Source organism: Streptomyces sp. 2-1 (genome assembly GCF_048564895.1).
Taxonomy (GTDB): domain Bacteria; phylum Actinomycetota; class Actinomycetes; order Streptomycetales; family Streptomycetaceae; genus Streptomyces; species Streptomyces phaeochromogenes.
The window spans coordinates 3,206,889-3,228,033 of the sequence record NZ_CP183383.1; the positions used below are offsets into that span (position 1 = coordinate 3,206,889).

The window sequence follows — 21,145 nt, forward strand, 5'->3', positions numbered from 1 at the left end:
GCCCCTACTTGGGGCTGTCGTCCTCGCCGATGTGGTGGACGCGGACCAGGTTTGTCGAGCCGGAGACTCCGGGTGGGGAGCCGGCCGTGATGACGACGATGTCGCCCTTTTCGCAGTGGCCGTACTTCAGGAGCAGCTCGTCGACCTGGTCGACCATCGCGTCGGTCGAGTCGACGTGGGGGCCGAGGAAGGTCTCGACGCCCCAGGTCAGGTTGAGCTGGGAGCGGGTCGCCGCGTCCGGGGTGAAGGCGAGGAGGGGGATCGGGGAGCGGTAGCGGGACAGGCGGCGGACCGTGTCGCCGGACTGGGTGAAGGCGACCAGGTACTTCGCGCCCAGGAAGTCGCCCATTTCGGCGGCGGCCCTCGCGACCGCGCCGCCCTGCGTGCGGGGCTTGTTGCGTTCCGTCAGCGGCGGGAGGCCCTTCGCGAGGATGTCCTCCTCGGCCGCCTCGACGATGCGGGACATCGTGCGGACCGTCTCGATGGGGTACTTGCCGACGCTCGTCTCGCCGGACAGCATCACCGCGTCCGTGCCGTCGATGACCGCGTTCGCCACGTCGCTCGCCTCGGCCCTGGTCGGGCGGGAGTTGTCGATCATCGAGTCGAGCATCTGGGTGGCGACGATGACCGGCTTGGCGTTGCGCTTGGCGAGTTTGACCGCGCGCTTCTGGACGATCGGGACCTGTTCGAGGGGCATTTCGACGCCGAGGTCGCCTCGGGCGACCATGATGCCGTCGAAGGCGGCGACGATGTCGTCGATGTTCTCGACGGCCTGGGGTTTCTCGACCTTGGCGATCACGGGGAGGCGGCGGCCCTCTTCGTCCATGATGCGGTGGACGTCCTCGATGTCGCGTCCGCTGCGGACGAAGGAGAGGGCGATGACGTCGCATCCGGTGCGCAGGGCCCAGCGGAGGTCGTCCTCGTCCTTTTCGGAGAGGGCGGGGACGGAGACGGCGACGCCGGGGAGGTTGAGGCCCTTGTTGTCGGAGACCATGCCGCCCTCGATGACGGTGGTGTGGACGCGGGGTCCGTCGACGGAGGTGACTTCGAGGCAGACCTTGCCGTCGTCGACGAGGATGCGTTCGCCGGTGGTGACGTCGGCGGCGAGGCCGGAGTAGGTGGTTCCGCAGGTCTGGCGGTCACCCTCCGTGCCCTCTTCCACCGTGATGGTGAAGGTGTCTCCGCGTTCAAGGAGTACGGGTCCTTCGGTGAAGCGGCCGAGTCGGATCTTCGGGCCTTGAAGGTCGGCGAGGATTCCGACGCTGCGGCCGGTCTCGTCGGAGGCCTTTCGCACGCGCTGGTAGCGCTCCTCGTGGTCGGCATGGCTGCCGTGGCTGAGGTTGAAGCGGGCTACGTCCATTCCGGCTTCGACCAGTGCCTTGATCTGGTCGTACGAGTCGGTGGCGGGGCCCAATGTACAGACGATTTTTGCTCGGCGCATGGTTCGAGCCTAGGCCTTACCAGCGGGTAGGGAATTGGTCGGGCATGACTACTCAACAACCTTTGTGTGAAGGGCTGTTGACAAGTGTTGAATTGTGCGAGGGGTCGCTCCGATGAGCATTTCGGAGGGCTTTCAGAGGGTCGGCGGTGACATTGTGAAGCGGGCGTTGACCTGTGCGTAGACGTGCTGCCGTTCGGGTTCGAGGTCGAGGGCGGGGGCCCCTTCGGGGGCTGACGCGTCGAATGCCATGGTGCGCATGGACCGGGCGGCTTTGGCTTCCATGCCGTAGGGCTGGACGTTCTCGGCGCCGATGTCGGCGAGTTCCACGAGGGCGGCGAGGGTGGTGCCGAGGGCTTCGGCGTATTCGCGGGCGCGTTGGACGGCTTCGCGTACCGCCTGTTGCCTGGCCTGGCGGTGGGCGGGTGAGTCGGGGCGCAGGGCCCACCAGGGGCCGTCGACGCGGGTGAGGTCGAGGTCGGCGAGGCGGGTGGTGAGTTCGCCGAGGGCGGTGAAGTCGGTGAGTTCGGCGGTGATGTGGACGCGGCCGTGGTAGGCGCGGATGCGTTCGCCGCGGCCGTGTTTGGTGAGTTCGGGGGTGATGGAGAAGGCGCCGGTCTCCAGCTTCTCGACGGCGTCGCCGTAGGTTTTGACGAGGTCGAGGGCGGTGGCGTTGCGGCGGGTCAGGTCGGTGAGGGCGTCGCGGCGGTCGGTGCCTCGGGCGCTGACGGTGATGCCGATGCGGGCGATCTCGGGGTCGACTTCGAGGTGGGCTTCGCCGCGGACGGCGATGCGGGGTGCGTCGGGTGTGCCGTAGGGGACCGCGGACCGGGTTTCCCCGGGGGCTTCGGAGGGTGAGGTCATACGTCCCACTCTGTCACCGGCGGCCCGTTTCCGGGCCTTGTCGGTCATCAGATCGAAACCTGCGGGGTCTGTTGCCGTACGTCATGACCGGGTCAGAATCTACGCGCGTATCTGCGTGTGTTGTCGATCTTTCCCCGAGGAGAAGCCCGTCATGCCGTTGAACCGTCGAAGGTTTCTGAAGAAGTCCGCCGTGACCGGCGCGGGGGTCGCCCTGGCCGGTGCGGCCGTGGCGCCGAGCGCTCAGGCGGCGGAGGCCGCGGTGGCGAAGGGCGGCCGGAAGCCGAAGCGGTACTCGCTGACGGTGATGGGCACGACCGATCTGCACGGTCACATCTTCAACTGGGACTACTTCAAGGACGCGGAGTACAAGGACTCGGCGGGCAACGCGCAGGGTCTGGCGCGGATCTCGACGCTGGTGAACGCGGTCCGCAAGGAGAAGGGCCGGTGCAACACGCTGTTGCTGGACGCCGGCGACACCATCCAGGGCACGCCGCTGACGTACTACTACGCGAAGGTGGACCCGATCACCGCCAAGGGCGGTCCGGTACACCCCATGGCGCAGGCGATGAACGCGATCGGCTATGACGCGGTGGCGCTCGGCAACCATGAGTTCAACTACGGAATCGAGACGCTGCGGAAGTTCGAGTCGCAGTGCCGTTTCCCGCTGCTGGGTGCGAACGCGCTCGACGCGAAGACGCTGAAGCCGGCCTTCCCTCCGTACTTCATGAAGACGTTCCACGTGAAGGGCGCCCCGCCGGTGAAGGTTGCCGTGCTGGGTCTGACGAACCCCGGTATCGCGATCTGGGACAAGGCCTATGTGCAGGGCAAGTTGACGTTCCCGGGTCTGGAGGAGCAGGCGGCGAAGTGGGTGCCGAAGCTGCGGTCGATGGGTGCGGACGTGGTGGTCGTGTCGGCGCACTCCGGTTCGTCGGGCACGTCCTCGTACGGTGATCAGCTGCCGTACGTGGAGAACTCGGCGGGGTTGGTGGCGCAGCAGGTGCCGGGGATCGACGCGATCCTGGTCGGGCACGCGCATGTGGAGATTCCGGAGCTGAAGGTCACCAACACGAAGACGGGCAAGACGGTCGTCCTGTCGGAGCCGTTGGCGTATGCGGAGCGGTTGTCGCTGTTCGACTTCGAGCTGGTCTTCGAGAAGGGCCGTTGGACGGTCGAGTCGGTGGCGGCGTCGGTCCGCAACTCGAACTCGGTGGCCGACGACCCGAAGATCACGAAGCTGTTGAAGGACGAGCACGACGTGGTCGTGGCGTACGTCAACCAGGTGGTCGGGACGGCGACGGAGACGCTGACGACGGTGGAGGCGCGTTACAAGGACGCCCCGATCATCGACCTGATCACGAAGGTCCAGGAGGACGTGGTCAAGGCGGCGTTGGCGGGTACGGAGTACGCGTCGCTGCCGGTGCTGTCGCAGGCGTCGCCGTTCTCGCGTACGTCGGAGATCCCGGCCGGGGATGTGACGATCCGGGATCTGTCGAGTCTGTATGTGTACGACAACACGCTGGTCGCGAAGTTGATGACGGGTACGCAGGTGCGGGCGTACCTGGAGTACTCGGCGCAGTACTTCGTGCAGACGGCGGCCGGTGCCGCGGTCGACGTGGAGAAGCTGACGAACGCGGGCAACCGGCCGGACTACAACTACGACTACGTGTCGGGTCTGACGTACGACATCGACATCGCTCAGGCGGCGGGTTCGCGGATCAAGAACCTGTCCTACAACGGTGTGGCGTTGGACGACGCGCAGCAGTTCGTGTTCGCGGTGAACAACTACCGGGCCAATGGCGGTGGGGCGTTCCCGCATGTGGCGTCGGCGAAGGAGCTGTGGGCGGAGTCGACGGAGATCCGGACGCGGATCGCGGAGTGGGTGACGGCGAAGGGTTCGCTGGACCCGAAGGAGTTCGCGTCGGTGGACTGGAAGCTGACGCGTGAGGGGACGCCGGTCTTCTAGTCGGCTTCCAGCCGGCTTCTGTTCGTTTCTAGTCGGCGAGTGGTGTGAGCATCCGTGGTTGCTGCCTGGCGGGTGGGATCTGGGCCTGCTGGGTGAGTCCGAAGGTCGTGAAGGCCGTTCGGCTCGGCAGTGGGTAGGGGTCTTTGCCCGTCAGGGAGTTGAGGATGCTCGCGCTGCGCCAGGCGGTGAGGCCGAGGTCGGGGGCGCCGACGCCGTGGGTGTGGCGTTCGCCGTTCTGGACGTAGACGGCTCCGGTGACGGAGGGGTCGAGGACGAGGCGGTGCTTGTCGTCGATGCGGGGGCGTTCGGAGGCGTCGCGGCGCATGTAGGGGTCGAGTCCGGCGAGGATTTGACCGAGAGGGCGTTCGCGGTAGCCGGTGGCGAGGATGACGGCGTCGGTGGTGATGCGGGAGCGGCTGGCCTGTTGGGCGTGTTCCAGGTGGAGTTCGACCTTGGTGGTGGCGATGCGGCCCGCGGTGCGGACGTGGACGCCGGGGGTGAGGACGGTGTCGGGCCAGCCGCCGTCCAGGGTGCGGCGGTAGAGCTCGTCCTGGATGGCGGCGATGGTGTCGGCGTCGATGCCTTTGTGGAGTTGCCATTGGGCGGGGACGAGCCGGTCGCGTACGGGCTCGGGCAGGGCGTGGAAGTAGCGCGTGTAGTCGGGCGTGAAGTGTTCGAGCCCGAGTTTTGAGTACTCCATGGGCGCGAAGGCCTCGGTGCGGGCGAGCCAGTGGATCTTCTCCCGCCCTGCGGGGCGGTTTCTGAGGAGGTCGAGGAAGACCTCCGCTCCTGACTGTCCCGAGCCGATGACGGTGATGTGTTCGGCGGTGAGGAACCGGTCGCGGTGTTCGAGGTAGTCGGCGGCGTGGATGACGGGCACGCCGGGGGCTTCGACGAGGGGGCGGAGCGGTTCGGGGATGTGGGGGGCGGTGCCGATGCCGAGGGCGATGTTCTTGGTGTAGGTGCGGCCGAGTGCTTCTGCTTCGCCGTCGCTGTCGAGTTGGGTGAAGTCGACTTCGAAGACGTCGCGTTCGGGGTTCCAGCGGACGGCGTCGACCTGGTGGCCGAAGTGGAGTCCGGGGAGGCTGTCGCTGACCCAGCGGCAGTAGGCGGCGTATTCGGCGCGGTGGATGTGGAGGCGTTCGGCGAAGTAGAAGGGGAAGAGGCGGTCGCGGGCCTTGAGGTAGTTGAGGAAGGTCCAGGGGCTCGCGGGGTCGGCGAGGGTCACCAGGTCGGCGAGGAACGGGACTTGGAGGGTGGTGCCTTCGATGAGGAGGCCGGGGTGCCAGTCGAAGGTGGGGCGCTGTTCGTAGAAGGCGGTGTCGAGTTCGGCCAGGGGGTGGGCGAGCGCGGCGAGGGAGAGGTTGTTGGGGCCGATGCCGATGCCGACGAGGTCGCGGGGGGCTTCGGGTTCGTGGTGTACGGGGTGCTTGGGGGGTGTGGGTGACGTGGGGGGCGTCATCGCGGCGTGTGTCCTTCCACCAGTTTCAGGAGCGCGGCCAGGTCGTCGGCTCCGGTGTGCGGGTTGAGCAGGGTGGCTTTGAGCCAGAGGCGGTCGTCGAGGCGGGCGCGGCCGAGGACGGCCCGGCCTTCGGTGAGGAGGGTGCGGCGTACGGCGGCCACGGTGTCGTCGGTGGCGTCGGCGGGCCGGAACAGGACGGTGCTGATGGTGGGCCGGTCGTGGAGTTCGAAGTGCGGGTGCCGGTGGATGAGTTCGGCGAACTCGGTGGCTCGGGCGCAGACCTGGTCGACAAGATCACCGAGTCCGGTGCGGCCGAGGGTTTTGAGGGTGACGGCGATCTTGAGGATGTCGGGTCGTCGGGTGGTGCGCAGGGAGCGGCCGAGGAGGTCGGGCAGGCCCGCTTCGGTGTCGTCGTCGGCGTTGAGGTAGTCGGCGTGGTGGGCCAGTGCGGCGAGGTCGTGGCGGTCGCGTACGGCGAGGAGGCCCGCGGCGACGGGCTGCCAGCCGAGTTTGTGCAGGTCGAGGGTGACGGTGTGGGCGCGGGCGAGACCGTCGAGCTTGGGGCGGTGGCGGTCGCTGAAGAGGAGGCCTCCGCCGTAGGCGGCGTCGATGTGGAGGCGGGCGCCGTGGGTTTCGCAGAGGGCGGCGATGTCGGGGAGGGGGTCGATGAGGCCGGCGTCGGTGGTTCCGGCGGTGGCTGCGACCAGGAGGGGCCCCGGGAGTGCGGTGAGGGCTTCGCCGAGTGCGGCGGGGTCCATGGTGCCTGCGGGGGCTGGCACGGTGACGGGTTCGGGGAGGCCGAGGAGCCAGGTGGCGCGGCGGAGCGAGTGGTGGGCGTTCTCGGCGCAGACGAGTTGGGTGTGGCCGTGGTGTTCGCGGGCGAGGAGGAGGGCGAGTTGGTTGGACTCGGTGCCGCCTGTGGTGACGAGGGCGTCGCCGGCTGACCGGGCTTGGCCTGTCTCCCCGTAGACCTCTGCGGCGAGGGCCCTGGTGACGAGGGCTTCCAGTTCGGAGGCGGCCGGGGCCTGGTCCCAGGAGTCGAGGGAGGGGTTGAGGACGGAGGCGGCGAGGTCCGCGGCGGTGGCGACGGCGAGGGGCGGGCAGTGGAGGTGGGCCGTGCAGAGGGGGTCCGCGGGGTCTGCCGCGCCTGCCGCGAGGGCTTGGACGAGGGTGCGGAGGGCGTCTTCGTCGCCGTGTTCCGGGAAGGGGTCGCCGAGGGCCTCGCGGAGGCGGGCGGCGACCTCGGTGGGGCCGCCGGCCGGGAGGGGGCCGTCTCGGGTGGCTGCGCCGGCTGTGAGTGCGTCGAGCACGGTGGTGAGCAGCGGTCGCAGGGTGGTCGGGCCTTGGGGGCCTGATGCGAGCGGGCTCATGGTCGTCCTCCGGGGCGCGGGGCGGGGACTTCCAGCGTGTCTGTGTTTGGGGCGGCGTGCGTGGAGAGTGCGGTGATCAGCACTCGAAAGGGGTATTGGCGCCTCGCGCCTCCCCTGCGGGGCTTGGGCCGGTGGACAACGTGCGGGTTGGACGGGTTGCCCGCGCAGTTCCCCGCGCCCCTAAAAGAAGAAAGCCGGCCCGCGCCCCTGTGTGTGAAGGGGCGCGGGCCGGTCGGTCTGTGGTGCTCTATGACTCCCGTACTCGCAACGCCCGTGCCAAGTCGTCCAGTTGGTCGGTCAGTTTGCGGCGGAGGGCTGGGGTGGGGGTGGACTCTGTCAGGCATTGTTCGCCTGCTTGGAGGGTTTCCGGGGTGATGGCGTAGGCCGGGAAGGCCCAGCGGCCCGCCGCTTCGGCGATGGCGGGGCCTCGGCGGGCGGCGAGGGCTACCGCGTCGTTCCAGTAGAGGTCGACGTACTGGCGTACGAGGTCGGTCTGTTCGGGTTGCCAGAAGCCCTGGGCGGTGGCGGTGAAGAGGTAGTTGGAGAGGTCGTCGGTGGTGAACATCGACTCCCAGGCGGCGCGTTTGGCGGCCGGGTCGGGGAGGGCGGCGCGGCAGCGGGCGGCGCCTTCCTGGCCGGTGGCGCTGGGGTCCTGGACGAGTTCGGTGTCGATGACGGCGTCGTCGATGGCGCCGAGGACGGCGAGGCGGCCGAGGATGCGCCAGCGCAGTTCGGGGTCGAGTTCGGGGCCGCCGGGGACGGTCCCTTCGGAGAACCAGGCGCTGATGGTGTCGGGCTGGGCGGCGACGTCGATGAGGTGGCGTACGGCGATGAGGCGCAGGCCGGGGTGGTCGCCGTCCTCGGTGCGGCGGATGAGGTCGCGGCAGAGCGACGTGAGGGTGGCGAGGGCGGCGGGCCGTTCGTGGGCGGGCAGGTAGCGGTCGGCGACCTGGGCGGCGGCGAAGGTGAGGACGCCCTGGACGACGGCGAGGTCGCTCTCCTCGGGGAGGTGGGTGCGGGCGGTCTCCAGGTAGGCGGCGGGGGCGAGGTCGCCGTCGCGGACCATGTCGCGCAGGGTGTTCCACAGGACGGCGCGGGTGAGGGCGTCGGGGACGTCGGAGATGCCGCGCAGGGCGGTCTCGGAGGACACCTCGTCGAGGCGGATCTTGGCGTAGGTGAGGTCGAGGTCGTTGGGGACGACGAGCGCGGGGCGCGGGCCGGTGCGGGGCTCGGGGCCCGGCTGTTGCGGGACGTCCGTCTCGTAGCGTTCGCGCAGGAGGAGTGCGCGGCTGTCGTTGAGGTCGCGGTCGTAGACGCCGACGGTGACGCGGTGGGGGCGGCTGCCCGCGCGGTCGAGGGTGAGGGTCCACTCCCCCGGCTGGGCGGTGACGGACGCGGTGAGGGTGTCGACGCCGGTGGTGCGCAGCCAGGAGTCGGCCCAGGCGTGGACGTCGCGTTCGGTGGCGGCGGCGAGGGATTCGATGAAGTCGGCGAGGGTGGCGTTGGCGAACTTGTGGCGGGCGAAGTGGGTGTTGATGCCCGCGAGGAAGTCCTTCTCGCCGAGCCAGGCGACCAGTTGGCGCAGGGCCGAGGCGCCCTTGGCGTAGGAGATGCCGTCGAAGTTGAGCATCGCGGAGGCGGTGTCGGGGACGGCTTCGGGGTCGGGGGCGACGGGGTGGGTGGAGGGCCGTTGGTCGGCGTCGTAGCCCCAGGCCTTGCGGACGATGCCGAAGTCGGTCCAGGTGTCGGTGAAGCGGGTGGCTTCGGTGAGGGTCTGGTAGCCCATGTACTCGGCGAAGGACTCGTTCAGCCAGATGTCGTCCCACCAGCGCAGGGTGACGAGGTCGCCGAACCACATGTGGGCCATCTCGTGGGCGATGACCATGGCGCGGGTCTGGCGTTCGGTGTCGGTGACGGCGGAGCGGTAGACGAACTCGTCGCGGAAGGTGACGAGTCCGGGGTTCTCCATGGCGCCGGCGTTGAACTCGGGGACGAACGCCTGGTCGTAGGAGTCGAAGGGGTAGGGCTCCTCGAACTTCTCGTGGTAGCGGTCGAAGCAGGCGCGGGTGATGTCGAGGATCTCGTCGGCGTCGGTGTCGAGGTGGGGGGCGAGCGAGCGGCGGCAGTGGATGCCGAAGGGCAGGCCGCGGTGTTCGGTGCGTACGGAGTGCCAGGGGCCCGCGGCGACGGCGACGAGGTAGGTGGAGATCAGCGGGGTGGCGGCGGCCCGCCAACTGCCGTCGTCCTGCCGCTCGGTGATGCCGTTGGCGAGTACGGTCCAGCCTTGGGGGGCCGTCACGGTCAGTTCGAAGACGGCTTTGAGGTCGGGCTGGTCGAAGGCGGCGAAGACGCGCTGTACGTCTTCCATGAACAGCTGCGTGTAGACGTATGTCTCGCCGTCGGTGGGGTCGGTGAAGCGGTGCATGCCCTCGCCGGTGCGGGAGTAGCGCATGGTGGCGTCGATGCGCAGTTCGTGCTCGCCGGCCGTGAGGTCCTTGAGCGGCAGCCGGTTCTCGTCCAGGGAGTGGGCGTCCAGGTCGAGAAGGGTGCCGTCGAGGGTGACGGAGCGCAGTTCGGCGGGCTTGAGCTCGACGAAGGTGTCCCCGTCCGCGCGGGTGGTGAAGCGGATGACGGTACGGGAGTCGAAGATCTCGTCGCCGCGCGTCAGGTCGAGTTCGATCTGGTAGCGGTGGACGTCGAGGAGCTTGGCACGGGTCTGCGCTTCGTCGCGCGTCAGTACGGACATGGGTGCCATGCTGCCTGATGGGCGTGGCCCGGCACAGGGGTGGCCTGGTCCGGGCGGGGTTGCGCCCCCGGAGCGGGTCGGAGTCGCGCCCGGGAGCGGCCGGGGTTAAGCCCCTGGTCCCACGAAGCGCCCGGCGGGCGGCTGATCCTTCACCAGGGCGCGGAGTTCGCGTACTTCGCGTTCCAGGGACCGGTAGCGCTGGTGGGAGTCGTACAGGTAGCGGACCTTGGTGCGCAGGGCCCAGGGGTCTATGGGCTTCATGACGAGGTCGGCGACGCCCAGGCGGTAGGCGGTGGCGGTGAGTTCGGCGTCGGGGCCGAAGCCGGTGACGAGGATGATCGGGATGAGCTGGGTCTGTTCCACGCCCCGCATGTAGCGGACCACGTCGAGGCCGCTGACGCCCGGCATGCGTACGTCGAGGACGAGCAGGCCGACGTGGCCGCGCAGGACTTCCTTCAGCGCTGCGTCGCCGCTGGTCGCCCGCGTCAGGTGGTAACCGAGCGGGGCCAGGGCGCTTTCCAGGGCGTAGAGCGTTTCCTCATGGTCGTCGACTATGAGGATCTTGGCATCCGGCGGCATGGAGCGAAGTCCCCTCGCTTGGACGACAAGCTTATGTCCGAACCGGCCGACAGGGAGTACTCGTGTACTGACAAGGAGTGCACAGCGCAGGATGCCTCATTTCGGCGCGTACGCCGAGAGGGCGTGCCTACGACTTGTCCGCGCCGCCCGCGCTGTCCGCGCTGTCCGCGCTGTCCGCGATGCTCTCGTGGTGGCGGATGACCTCGGCGATGATGAAGTTGAGGAGTTTCTCCGCGAACGCCGGGTCGAGTCTGGCGTTCTCGGCGAGGCTGCGCAGCCGGGCGATCTGCTGGGCCTCGCGGGACGGGTCGGCGGGCGGCAGCTGGTGGGCGGCCTTGAGGTGGCCGACCTGCTGGGTGCACTTGAAGCGTTCGGCGAGCATGTGGACGACGGCCGCGTCGATGTTGTCGATGCTCTCGCGCAGCCGGGCGAGTTCGGCGCGGACGGCCGGGTCGACGCCGCCCGCGTTTCCGGTGTTGCTGGTGGTCATGGAGTGCAACCCTACGTGGCGTGCCGCGGGTGGTGCGAGGCCGTTCGATCAACGTGGTCCCGGGGAGTCCTGGTCATCGTGTTCCGGGGGAACGGAGCATCGGCGGGTCGTCGGGGTCCGGGACCTGGTTGCTCCAGCCGCCGGGGACCGTACGCCCCTGTTGTTCCCGGAAGCGCACGGGTGCCGTGCCGACGCGGCGGGTGAACAGGCGGGAGAAGTAGGCCGGGTCGTCGTAGCCGACGCGTCTGGCCACGGCGGCGACGGGGAGTTCGGTGGCGGCGAGGAGTTCCTTGGCGCGGCCGAGGCGGATGCCGAGGAGGTAGTCCTTGGGGCTGCATCCTGCGCCGCGGCGCACGGCGGTCCGCAGTTCTGCGGGGGTCATGCCGTGGCGGGCGGCGTGGTCGGCGACGGAGAGCGGCTTGAAGGCGTCGCGGGCGAGGGCCTGGAGGACCTGTTCGCCGTCGGGGGCGGTGTCGGCGCGGGCGCGGCGCAGGGTGACGAGGAGTTCGTGGACGGCGGCGCTGGTCTCGACCTCAAGGAGGGGGTTGCCGAGGCGGGCGGCGCGGGCGATGCGGGCGACGGTGGTGCGGGCCGGGCCCGCGTCGGAGAGGGGGACGACGGGCCGGGCCGGTTCGATGTAGCCGAGTTCGGTGTACGTGTCGGCGGTGGGCCCGGTGAAGTCGACGAAGGCCTCGTCCCAGCCGGTCCCGGGGTCGGGCGCGTAGTGGTGGGGTACGCCGGGGGTGAGCCAGAGCAGCGCGGGCGCGGTGACGGCCGTGCACCGCCCGTCGACGGTACGGAACCAGCCGCGGCCCGCGCTGACCACGACGGCCACGTGGTGGTCGAGGGTGCGGGGTCCGACGGTGGGCAGTGCCCCGTACTGGAGGCCGACGCCGAGGCAGACGAGGCCGAGCTTGTGGTGGGCGGGTCCGGGACTGAAGAACCGCATCCAGGTGTGGTACATCGGCTCTCCTCCCACCTGGCCGGTAAGCCGGTCGTACGCCCGTCGTACGCCCGTCGCACGTCCTGGGGCGTCCCGCGGCCCGGCAGCTGCGTCCAATCACCGCTGATCTTTGTCCATGGACCCGGTCGCCGCCAGGGGTCAGGGTGGTGCTCATGACCGAGTTCACGGTGGGGGACACCGATTTTCTGCTGGACGGGCGGCCGGTGCGGCTGTTGTCGGGGGCGCTGCACTACTTCCGGGTGCACGAGGGTCAGTGGGAGCACCGGCTGGCGATGCTGCGGGCGATGGGCCTCAACTGTGTGGAGACGTACGTCCCGTGGAATCTGCACGAGCCGCGGCCGGGCTCCTTCCGGGACGTCGAGGCGCTCGGCCGTTTTCTGGACGCGGCCCAGCGGGCCGGGCTGCGGGCGATCGTGCGGCCGGGTCCGTACATCTGTGCCGAGTGGGAGAACGGCGGGCTGCCGCACTGGCTGACCGGCGAGGCGGGCGCCCGTGTGCGCACCCGTGACGAGCGGTTCCTGGGCCATGTGGAGCGGTGGTTCGCCCGCCTGCTGCCCGAGATCGTGTCCCGGCAGATCGACCGCGGTGGTCCGGTGCTGATGGTGCAGGTGGAGAACGAGTACGGGAGTTACGGCTCGGACCAGGTGTATCTGGCCCGGCTCGCGGGCCTGCTGCGCGAGGGTGGCGTGACCGTGCCGCTGTTCACGTCGGACGGTCCCGAGGACCACATGCTCACCGGTGGCTCCCTGCCCGGCGTCCTGGCGACCGCGAATTTCGGGTCGCACGCGCGCGTGGCCTTCGAGACGCTGCGGCGGCACCGGCCGACGGGTCCGCTGATGTGCATGGAGTTCTGGTGCGGCTGGTTCGACCACTGGGGCGCCGAGCATGTCGTACGCGATCCCGGTGACGCCGCCGACGCGCTGCGGGAGATCCTGGAGTGCGGGGCCTCGGTGAATCTCTACATGGCGCACGGCGGCACGAACTTCGCGGGCTGGGCGGGTGCCAACCGGGGCGGCGGCACGCTGCACGACGGGGTGCTGGAGCCGGACGTGACGTCGTACGACTATGACGCGCCGATCGACGAGTACGGGCGCCCCACGGAGAAGTTCTGGCGGTTCCGGTCGCTGCTGGCCGCGTACACGGACGGCCCGCTGCCCGAAGTGCCGTCCGCCCCGGCTGCGTTGGGGGCGCCGGCCGCCGTGGACCTGGCCGGATGGGCTTCCCTGTCCGCCGTGCTCGACGCGCTCGGCGGGCCCGGGACCGAGCGGCCCGTGCCGCCGACCTTCGAGGAACTGGACATCGACCGGGGGCTGGTCCGCTACACGGTCGACGTTCCGGGGCCCCGCCGCCCGTACCCTCTGACCGTGCGCGGTCTGCGGGACCTGGCGACGGTGTACGTCGACGGGGAGCCGGCCGGAGTGCTCACCGAGGACGAGCCGCAGCTCAAGGAGCCGGTGGCCGGTCCCTCGCGCGTGGATCTGTGGGTGGAGTCGCTGGGCCGGGTCAACTACGGCCCGCGCACCGGGGAGACGAAGGGCATCACCGGCGGCGTACTGCACGAACGGCAGTATCTGCACGGGGTGCGGGCGCGGGCCCTGCGCCTCGACGCGTTCGACGCCGGTGTGGAGCCGGTGCCGTTCCGGCCGCTTCCCGATTCCGGTGCCCCCGGCCTGTACCGGGGCACGGTCACGGTACGCGGCCCGGGGGACGCCCGTCTCGAACTCCCCGGCTGGACAAGGGGGTTCGCGTGGATCAACGGCTTCAGCCTCGGCCGGTACTGGTCCGTCGGCCCGCAGCGGTCCCTGTACGTCCCCGGACCGGTCCTGCGGGAGGGCGCCAACGAGGTGTGGCTGTTGGAGTTCGAGGAGGCGTCCGGACCCGCTCCTTTTCTCGCTCAGGTGTGACGGTCTTCTCTTGTACGCGGATTGAAATCCTTTACGCGGAATTGACCGGTCGCGCGTCAGCTATTTGCTGCGGCTCGCAGAATGAGACCGGCGATGACTTTCGGGTGCGTGACGAGCGACAGATGGCCGGAGTCGACCTCGATGGTCGTGGCATTCATACGCCGGGCCATGAAACGCTCGAGGTCGGGATTGATGGTGCGGTCGTCCTTCGAGACCGCGTACCACGACGGCCTCTCGTGCCAGGCGGCGACGCTCGTGGTGGGCGCGGCGGTCGAGAGCAGGCCCTGGGCCGCGTAGAGCACGAGGGCCTCTTTCCTGGGCACGCCGTTGGCGAAGTCCCTCAGGAAAGCCGAACGGCCGATCCACGTGAAGCCGCCCGAGGTGATGATCCCGGGGGTGACCGGAGGGGTGGGGAACCTGGCGGCGAGCGCGGCGAAGTCCTCGCCCGCCTCCGGGGCGCGGGCGGCGACGTAGACGAGGCCGGTGACGTTCGGGGCTAGCCCGGCCTCGGAGATGACGGTGCCTCCGTAGGAGTGCGCGACCAGGAGCGTGGGCCCGTCCTGCCGGGCCAGGGCGAAGTTCGTGGCGGCGACGTCGTCGGCGAGGGAGGTGAGCGGGTTCTGCACCGCGGTGACGTTCATTCCCGCCGCCTGCAGCAGCGGGATGACCTTCGCCCAGGAGGAACCGTCCGCGTAGGCGCCGTGAACGAGTACGACATTGCGCACCGCGGGCTTGCCCGGAGGGGTTTCCGCCCGGGCTGCCGTGGCCCCGGAAAGAGTCCCGGAAAGTGTGGTTGCTGCGACTCCCGCGCCCAGCGCGGAAAATCGACGACGACTGATTTCCATTGTTGCCTTCCCTGTTCCGCACACGGTACTTGCGCGCAGTCTTGCATTGCCGTCACGGACAGAAGCCACGTCTTGACGCGCGCGTTGCGAATTCATTGCGATTCGGTTCGATGTACGTCATATTCGGTTCGCCGTATGGAATGCCGGGATGGATCGGGCGGCGCCCGACAAGCCGAAACGGCCCGCCGGACGAACCGGCGAGCCGTCACGAAAGATCGAGGCGCTAAAGGGTTGCCGCGGCCCGGGCTATCGCCGCGGAGAACGTGGACACCTCGGTGTACACCCCCGGTACGAGCGGCCGGGCGCACCCGTCGCCCCAGCTGACGATCCCGACCTGGAGCCACTTCCCGCTGTCGTCCTTGCGGAACATGGGCCCGCCGGAGTCGCCCTGGCAGGTGTCGACCCCGCCGCGCGGAACCCCGGCGCAGATCTCCTGCCCGGCGATGAGCCGGCTGCCGTAGTGCCGCTTGCACTGGCGGTCGGCGACGAACGGCACCTTGGCCTTGAGGAGTTGCGTGGAACCGGTGTTCGCGTTCTCCGCGGTGTCGCCCCACCCGGCGATGGTGAACGTGCCCCTGTTGTAGCGCGTGTTCGTCGCGAGCTTCAGCGTGGGCAGGTTGATGGGCCGGGCGAGCTTGATGAGCGCCCAGTCCTTGCCGCTGCCGTTGTAGCCCGGGGCCTGGAGGACCTTGGTGGACTTGACCTTGATCGCGCCGGAGGCGTTGAGGTCGGCGACCCCGGCCGTGGCGGTGATCCGGGTGGTGTTGCCCGAGCCGTCCACGCAGTGCGCGGCGGTCAGGACGACGTCCTTCTTGTAGAGGGCACCGCCGCAGCCCATGGAGAGGCTGACCATGAACGGGAACTCGTTCTGCGCCGCGGGCGTACCGCCGACGACCGGCACCGGCGCCGCGTGCGCGGCGACGGGCTGGAGGCTGGCGGTCGCGAGGGCGACGGCACCGATCGCCGCGGCCCGCTTGAAGGCGGATCTCTTGAGGAGACTGACTGCCCTGTTTGTCAACATGATCCCTTTCGTGGGGGGTTGAGCGCGCAGAAGAGCGCACAGAAGTATGAGGATCATGACGCATGGGCGGCAAGGGTGGATCTCACTCCCCCACCGGGCAACCCAACCCAGGAGAATCCGCTCGCGTCCCCTTAAAGTGGAATGGGGGTTCAGGACCTCTCTGGGGGTACGGACGTGGCGAACGGCGGTCCGGTCGAGCACGGCTACCCGCACCTGGACACGGTGCGGGCGGCGATCACCGCGCTGTACAGACGGCTCTCGTACGACACCATCCACACGTTCGCCACCAGCGTGGCCCCGGCCGACGTGGCGTTCTGCGACACGGACGATCTCCATCTGGGCGCCCAGCGGGTCGCCCGCGAGCTGGTGCGGCACTTCCGTCTGCCGGATGCCCGCATGATCGTGAGCTTCCGCGAGATGGAGCACGCGGCGAACGTCGAGCTGGCCGCGGGCCCCGAGTACTTCATCGAGCTGAACGACCGCTTCCGCACCCACCGCAGGGACATCGGCGCGGCGCTCGCGCACGAGGTGATGCACGTCTATCTGCACCGTCTGGACCTGTCGTTCCCCGGCACGCGCGACAACGAGATCCTCACGGACACGGCGACGACGTATCTCGGCGCGGGCTGGCTGCTGCTCGACGCCTACCGGGAGGACGCGGCGTCCTCGCAGAAGCTGGGCTATCTCACGCCGGAGGAGTTCGGGTACGTGCTGGCCAAGCGGTCCCTGGTCTTCGGCGAGGACCCGGCGACCTGGTTCACCAGCCCGCAGGCGTACACCGCGTACACGAAGGGCATGACGCGGGCCCGCCACGACGAGCGGCAGCCGCCGCTGACCGCGGCTGGGTGGGCGGGGCGGCGGCGTTACGCGAAGGACCGGCGTCATGCGCAGGACCACGTGGTCGCGGCGACCGGGGCGGCTGGGGCGGCCGATGTGCCGTACGCCTTCACGCCGGACGCGCCTGGTGCGCAGGATGCGCCGGGCGGGCGCGGGCCGTTGAGGGTGTCGTTCCCGTGTCCTACCTGTCATCAGCGGATTCGGGTGCCGGTGCGGGGGCGGGTTCGGGCTCGGTGTGGGCTTTGTCGGACTGTTCTGGAGTGCGATACGTAGGTGGTGGTGGGGTGTTGGGTGCGGGTCGGGTGGGCGCTGGTCGCGCAGTTCCCCGCGCCCCTGACGGGGCGCGGCAGCTGAAAAGCCGCCGCCCGTCTGTGCCGTTGACGGGCGGCGGCCTTCCGGCCCCCGCATCCCCCTGTTTCCCCCGTGTCCCCCGAGGTCTGATCCGGGCGCGCAGCCCGGTACTCAGTCGTACATGCGCCAGTCGTACGTCAGTTGGTAATGGCCGCCGTGGCCGCGGTAGTCGGCGACCGCCGGGGCCGTGAAGGGGCGGCCGGCCCAGCGGCCGGTGAGGGAGGGGATGACCGCGTTGACGGTGACGGGCTTGAAGACCTCGTCGCCGAAGAGGCCCTTGAGCTGGTCGAAGACCCAGCCGACGGCCGCGCCGACGGCCATCCCGATGAGGATGCCGATCGGCCCGCCGGAGGCGCCGATCGCGCCCCCGATGGCCGCGGCGAGGTAGGCGGTGACCTTCTTCTTGATGAAGTCGAGCAGTGCGCCCACGTAGTCGGCGAGGCCGCCCCAGTCGACCTCGGCGAGGACCAGCGTGACGAAGTACGACTTCGGGTACTTGGTGCCCTCGTCGAGGCCGAACCAGTGGAAGCGGCGCGGCGGGTCGTACACCTTGACGTCGCCGTCGTCGAAGCTGCGGACCTTGAACTGGCCGATCTTCAGGGTGTCGCCGCTCTCGTCCACGCTGGTCCCGGCGAGATGGATCTCGTCGGATCCCCACTCGGACGTCTCGTCCAGGCACTTCACCCGGTGGATGCGCAGTTCGAGTTTGTGCAGGGCGGCCGGTACGGCGGCCAGGCCCTGCGGGGCCGACTCCTCGGGGAGGAGGGAAGTCGGCGGCTTCCTGAGTTCGTCGGCCGGGAACCTCAGCCGCTCGGGGAAGCCGAGGCGCTTGACCTGTGTGTCCACCGAGGCGGGCGAGCGCAGGTCGACTCGGGCCAGGTCACCGAGCCGCCGGGTCCGTACGGCACCGGTCTTGAGGTCGGCGAGGACCGTGGCCGACGCCTTCTTCTTCCTTTCGTCGGTGAGGCTGTCGAAGCGCCGCGCGACGAGGTGCTCGGCGGCCGTCCTGTCCGCGGGCAGTGGGTACTTGGCGGGTTCCGCGTAGTGGGCGGCGACCTTGTCGGCGGCGAGCGTGAGTTCCTGGACGACGCGCTCGGTGACGGCCCGCACCTTGGCATGCGGGACGTCGGTCACCATTCGATGGGTGTTCTCCGGCATTTGTTCATCCCCCGTTGGTTACTGCTCCCTTCGCGACTGTTTCCGCGAAGGTCCGACCGACGGTACGGACAGGGGGAGTCGGAGCGCCCCGGGATGCGCCCCGGGGGAATCCCTAGGGTGCGTGTCCGGGCCCCGGTCGTCCGGGCCCCGGTCCGGGCTCGTCCGCCGCCAGCGCCGCCGTGAGCCGCGTACGGGAATCGACGCCCAGCTTGGGGAAGATCCGGCCGAGGTGGTACTCGACGGTCTTGACGCTGATGACGAGTTCGCGTGCCACCTGCCGGTTGGTGAGCCCGGACGCGACGAGACGGGCGACCGCCAGTTCCTGGGGCGTGAGCAGTGCCGCCCCACGGGTCCGTGGCTCCCGCTCGGACGCGGACCCGGCGGGCCCGAGTCCGCAGGCCGCCAACTCCCGTTCGCAGCGCCCGAGATCGGGCGGCGCGTCGAGGCGTACGAGGAGGTCGCGGGCGGTGCGCAGCTGCTCGCCCGCGCGGGTGCGGCGGCCCGCTCGGCGCAGGAAGCCGCCGTACGCGAGGTGCAGCAGCGCGCGGTCGAAGGGGGCCTCGACGTGTACGGCGTGCTTGAGGCCGGAGCGGAAGGCGCGCTCGGCGGCCACGGTGTCGCCGCGCGCGGCCTCCAGGGTGCCGCGGGCCCGGGCGGCGACGAGCAGCGCCCCGTGGTGGCCGCGCTGGGTGGCGAGGACCTCGTACGGGGCGAGGGCCTGGACTGCGCGCTTCTCGTCGCCCAGGGCTGCCCAGGCCTCGGCGAGCAGGTCCGCCCAGGGGACCGTGCCGGGCTCCTCCAGGTCGCCGCGCGGGGCGAGGGCGAGCAGGGGCCCCAGGGCCGCGAGGACGTCCTCGGGCCGGCCCTGGGCTCGGGCGAGGTGGGCCTCGGCGAGCGCGGCCCACAGGGCGGGGTTCACGTGGCCGCCGGCCGCGTAGACGCGGGCCACGCGCGCGTGTGCCTGCGCTTTGGCGAACGCGCCCCGCACCGCGTGCACCTGGGCGGCGAGCATCCTGCAGTACAGAGCGATGTGCGGCTGGTCGGTGTCGGCGGCCAGGGACAGTGCGAGGTCGGTGTGGACGATCGCGTCGTCCCAGCGGCCCGCGCGGTACTCGGCGGAGGCGAGCGCGGTCGCGGCGACCACCCGGAACGAGGCGGCGCGCCCGTGGCAGGCGCCGAAGACCCCGCCCAGGTCCCGTACGGCGCCGGTGAGGTCGCCGGTCCACTCGCGCAGGGTGCCGCGGCCGAGGAGTTCCTCCAGCTGGGCGGGGGTAGCGAGCGCCGGGTCGGGCAGCGGGGCGAGTGCGGCGAGCGTCTGCGGGGCCCGGCCGCTCATGGCGAGGCCGTTGAGGCGCAGGACGCGGATCATGTCGGTGGCCGTGTCGTCGGGTGCGAGGCGGATCGCGAGGTCGGCCCACTCGGCCATCTCCGCGCCGTGCGACATGCTGCCGTGCAGGGCGGCGAACTGGCCCGCGATACGTGCCCCGAGGACGGGCTCGTCCGCCGGATCGCACCGGTGCCAGGCGTCCGTGAGCAGTGCCTCGGCCCGGTCCAGGTCGTACAGGCTCAGCCGTCCCAGGAGATAGCTGCGCCAGCCGCCTGGGGTGAACTGCGCGATCCGCTGGGCGACTTCACCCATGTCCGGCACGTCCCCGGCGAGCAGCGCGCACTCCACGGCTTCGAGGGTGTACTGCTCGTACACCGCCGGTTCCGGGCCGAGCCGTGCGGCGGCCGTCAGCTGTCCGGCCGCGTTCGCCCAGGCGCCTTCGGCGGCGAACTTCCGTCCCAGGGAGGCGAGTTCGGCGGCGAGTTCCGGATCGGGACCGGCCGCGGCGAGCGCCCGGTGACGCAGCCGGTGTGCCTGGTCCCGGACGGTGCGGGCGGCGCTCAGGTGCAGGGCCGCGCGGCGGGAGGGGCCGAGCTGGTGGTAGACGGCGGCGTGTACGAGGGGGTGCGGGAAGCGGATCACCGGATCGCCCGGGGCCTCGGTCAACAGGCCCGTGTGGACGGCCTCTTCGAGTGCGGTGAGGACGTCGGCGGCTCTGCGTTCCTCGTCGAGCAGGTCCGCGCCCGCGACCTCCCAGGCGTCGGCCGGCGTGCAGTGCGTGCCCAGTACGGCAGCCGCGCAGACCAGGGCGTCGGCGGCCGGTGAGCAGGCGGCGAGCTTCGCCAGCACGAGGGCGGTGAACGACTTGGGGGCGGGCGGCGTCACACCGGGCTCGCCGAGCGCCTCCAGGAGTCCGGCTCCTTCCTGCTCCAGGAGCGCCTTCACATGGAGGGGGTTGCCGGCGGTGTGCGCGTGCAGCCGTGCGGCGGCCTGTGCGGTGAGTCCCCGTACGCCCATCCCACCGCCGAGCTCAGCCAGTTCGGCGGGCCCGAGGCCGTCGAGCCGTACGCGTACGGCGTCGTCCGCCGTGAACAGCCTCCGCAGCCCCTCGGCCAGCCGCGGGTCCTCGGCGTCCCGCACGACGACGAGCACGAGCACGCGATCGGCCCGCAGGCGGCGCACGGCGAAGGTCAGGGCCTGGAGGGAGAGGTGATCGGCCCATTGGGCGTCGTCGAGGACGAGGGCGATGGGGGTGTCGGGAGCGTCGGGGGCGAAGGCGGGGGTGTCGGGAGCGGATGTGCCTGGGGCGTCGGGGGCGGGGGTGCTCGGGGCGTCGAGAGCGGAGGTGTTCGGGGTATCGGGGCCGCGCGTGGCCCGGTCGTCGGAGTCCGGGGCGCCGCCTGCTCCCTGCGCCTCGTCCAGGGCCTCCAGCAGGGCCGCCCCGGCCGCGTGCGCGTCCGCCCAGCGCCTGCCACCGGCCCCGATCCCGGTCCCGGTCCCGAGCCGGGGGCCACTGCCGGCACCGTCGCCGGTGCCGTCTCGGCCCAGCAGTTGCTCCAGTACTCCGAAGGCCAGTTCCGACTCGGCCTCCTCCCCCGCCCCGTACAGCACATGCGTGTCGTCGCGCAGGAAGCGGCGTACGAGGGCGGTCTTGCCGATGCCGGCCGGGCCCTCGACGAGTACGCGTTGGGGGTGTCCCGCGCGGGCGCGCTCGCGAGCCGCCGCGAGGAGCGCGAGGCTGTCCGTTCGCCCTACGAACTCCACCTGAGCCACCTCCGCCCGGCCCGCCCTGCTGGGCATCCTCGCGAGCACGGGGTGCGCGGTCA

At 70.6% G+C, this 21,145-nt stretch carries 14 protein-coding genes and 1 pseudogene; 3 read left to right on the forward strand and 12 right to left on the reverse strand.

The features are described 5' to 3' along the window. Positions 1–4: 4 nt before the first annotated feature. Both pyk and ACN20J_RS14145 read right to left on the reverse strand, forming a co-directional pair. Positions 5–1,441 carry a pyruvate kinase gene (pyk, locus tag ACN20J_RS14140; RefSeq protein WP_189840379.1) on the reverse strand — a complete coding sequence of 479 codons (1,437 nt, stop codon included), beginning with the start codon at positions 1,439–1,441 and terminating at the stop codon, positions 5–7. Between the two features lie 132 nt (positions 1,442–1,573). Beyond that, positions 1,574–2,302, reverse strand: coding sequence for an SIMPL domain-containing protein (locus ACN20J_RS14145; protein WP_361921951.1), 729 nt, complete (start codon positions 2,300–2,302; stop codon positions 1,574–1,576). 151 nt (positions 2,303–2,453) lie between these two features. Here ACN20J_RS14145 and ACN20J_RS14150 point away from each other — a divergent pair, with 151 nt between their 5' ends. Beyond that, entirely contained in the window at positions 2,454–4,265 is a 1,812-nt protein-coding gene (locus ACN20J_RS14150) for a bifunctional metallophosphatase/5'-nucleotidase (RefSeq protein WP_189840377.1), read from the forward strand. Positions 4,266–4,293: 28 nt separating this feature from the next. Here ACN20J_RS14150 and ACN20J_RS14155 read toward each other — a convergent pair whose 3' ends face one another. The 6 genes and pseudogenes from ACN20J_RS14155 to ACN20J_RS14180 form a co-directional block, all read right to left on the reverse strand. Continuing rightward, positions 4,294–5,727 (reverse strand): lysine N(6)-hydroxylase/L-ornithine N(5)-oxygenase family protein, encoded by a 1,434-nt coding sequence (locus tag ACN20J_RS14155; RefSeq protein WP_189840376.1) that lies wholly within the window; start codon positions 5,725–5,727, stop codon positions 4,294–4,296. Continuing rightward, complete coding sequence (locus ACN20J_RS14160; protein ID WP_419666006.1) at positions 5,724–7,097, reverse strand: pyridoxal phosphate-dependent decarboxylase family protein; 1,374 nt, start codon at positions 7,095–7,097, stop codon at positions 5,724–5,726. The genes ACN20J_RS14155 and ACN20J_RS14160 overlap by 4 nt, the downstream gene beginning before the upstream one ends. A gap of 247 nt (positions 7,098–7,344) precedes the next feature. Next, complete coding sequence (pepN, locus tag ACN20J_RS14165; RefSeq protein WP_419666007.1) at positions 7,345–9,852, reverse strand: aminopeptidase N; 2,508 nt, start codon at positions 9,850–9,852, stop codon at positions 7,345–7,347. Positions 9,853–9,987: 135 nt separating this feature from the next. Beyond that, positions 9,988–10,422, reverse strand: a pseudogene (locus tag ACN20J_RS14170) (response regulator); the annotation flags it as partial. 127 nt (positions 10,423–10,549) lie between these two features. Then, a complete protein-coding gene (locus ACN20J_RS14175; RefSeq protein ID WP_419666008.1) occupies positions 10,550–10,912 on the reverse strand; it encodes a chorismate mutase in 363 nt (120 codons plus the stop codon). Positions 10,913–10,985: 73 nt separating this feature from the next. Continuing rightward, positions 10,986–11,876 (reverse strand): helix-turn-helix domain-containing protein, encoded by an 891-nt coding sequence (locus ACN20J_RS14180; RefSeq protein WP_055617985.1) that lies wholly within the window; start codon positions 11,874–11,876, stop codon positions 10,986–10,988. 152 nt (positions 11,877–12,028) lie between these two features. Here ACN20J_RS14180 and ACN20J_RS14185 point away from each other — a divergent pair, with 152 nt between their 5' ends. Further along, the gene (locus ACN20J_RS14185; protein WP_419666009.1) at positions 12,029–13,780 is read left to right on the forward strand and encodes a glycoside hydrolase family 35 protein; all 1,752 of its coding nucleotides are present in this window, start codon (positions 12,029–12,031) and stop codon (positions 13,778–13,780) included. Between the two features lie 56 nt (positions 13,781–13,836). Here ACN20J_RS14185 and ACN20J_RS14190 read toward each other — a convergent pair whose 3' ends face one another. Continuing rightward, complete coding sequence (locus tag ACN20J_RS14190) at positions 13,837–14,505, reverse strand: alpha/beta fold hydrolase (RefSeq protein WP_419666010.1); 669 nt, start codon at positions 14,503–14,505, stop codon at positions 13,837–13,839. Positions 14,506–14,848: 343 nt separating this feature from the next. Beyond that, a complete protein-coding gene (locus ACN20J_RS14195) occupies positions 14,849–15,646 on the reverse strand; it encodes a S1 family peptidase (protein WP_189840369.1) in 798 nt (265 codons plus the stop codon). A 174-nt stretch (positions 15,647–15,820) separates the two neighbouring features. Between ACN20J_RS14195 and ACN20J_RS14200 the strand changes: the two genes are divergently transcribed. Continuing rightward, complete coding sequence (locus ACN20J_RS14200; protein ID WP_189840645.1) at positions 15,821–16,756, forward strand: hypothetical protein; 936 nt, start codon at positions 15,821–15,823, stop codon at positions 16,754–16,756. A 189-nt stretch (positions 16,757–16,945) separates the two neighbouring features. On the opposite strand, the gene ACN20J_RS14205 is transcribed toward ACN20J_RS14200, so the two are convergent. Together ACN20J_RS14205 and ACN20J_RS14210 are read right to left on the reverse strand one after the other, a co-directional pair. Beyond that, positions 16,946–17,992, reverse strand: coding sequence for a hypothetical protein (locus tag ACN20J_RS14205; protein WP_419666011.1), 1,047 nt, complete (start codon positions 17,990–17,992; stop codon positions 16,946–16,948). A gap of 112 nt (positions 17,993–18,104) precedes the next feature. Beyond that, the gene (locus ACN20J_RS14210; protein WP_419666012.1) at positions 18,105–21,083 is read right to left on the reverse strand and encodes an AAA family ATPase; all 2,979 of its coding nucleotides are present in this window, start codon (positions 21,081–21,083) and stop codon (positions 18,105–18,107) included. Positions 21,084–21,145: the final 62 nt, after the last annotated feature.

Coding starts and splice junctions, on each gene's coding strand:
- ACN20J_RS14160 (WP_419666006.1), bottom strand. CDS start 7,097: ATGAGCCCGCTCGCATCAGGCCCCCAAGGCCCGACCACCCTGCGACCG.
- ACN20J_RS14195 (WP_189840369.1), bottom strand. CDS start 15,646: ATGTTGACAAACAGGGCAGTCAGTCTCCTCAAGAGATCCGCCTTCAAG.
- ACN20J_RS14175 (WP_419666008.1), bottom strand. CDS start 10,912: ATGACCACCAGCAACACCGGAAACGCGGGCGGCGTCGACCCGGCCGTC.
- ACN20J_RS14145 (WP_361921951.1), bottom strand. CDS start 2,302: ATGACCTCACCCTCCGAAGCCCCCGGGGAAACCCGGTCCGCGGTCCCC.
- ACN20J_RS14205 (WP_419666011.1), bottom strand. CDS start 17,992: ATGCCGGAGAACACCCATCGAATGGTGACCGACGTCCCGCATGCCAAG.
- ACN20J_RS14185 (WP_419666009.1), top strand. CDS start 12,029: ATGACCGAGTTCACGGTGGGGGACACCGATTTTCTGCTGGACGGGCGG.
- ACN20J_RS14155 (WP_189840376.1), bottom strand. CDS start 5,727: ATGACGCCCCCCACGTCACCCACACCCCCCAAGCACCCCGTACACCAC.
- pyk (WP_189840379.1), bottom strand. CDS start 1,441: ATGCGCCGAGCAAAAATCGTCTGTACATTGGGCCCCGCCACCGACTCG.
- pepN (WP_419666007.1), bottom strand. CDS start 9,852: ATGGCACCCATGTCCGTACTGACGCGCGACGAAGCGCAGACCCGTGCC.
- ACN20J_RS14150 (WP_189840377.1), top strand. CDS start 2,454: ATGCCGTTGAACCGTCGAAGGTTTCTGAAGAAGTCCGCCGTGACCGGC.
- ACN20J_RS14180 (WP_055617985.1), bottom strand. CDS start 11,876: ATGTACCACACCTGGATGCGGTTCTTCAGTCCCGGACCCGCCCACCAC.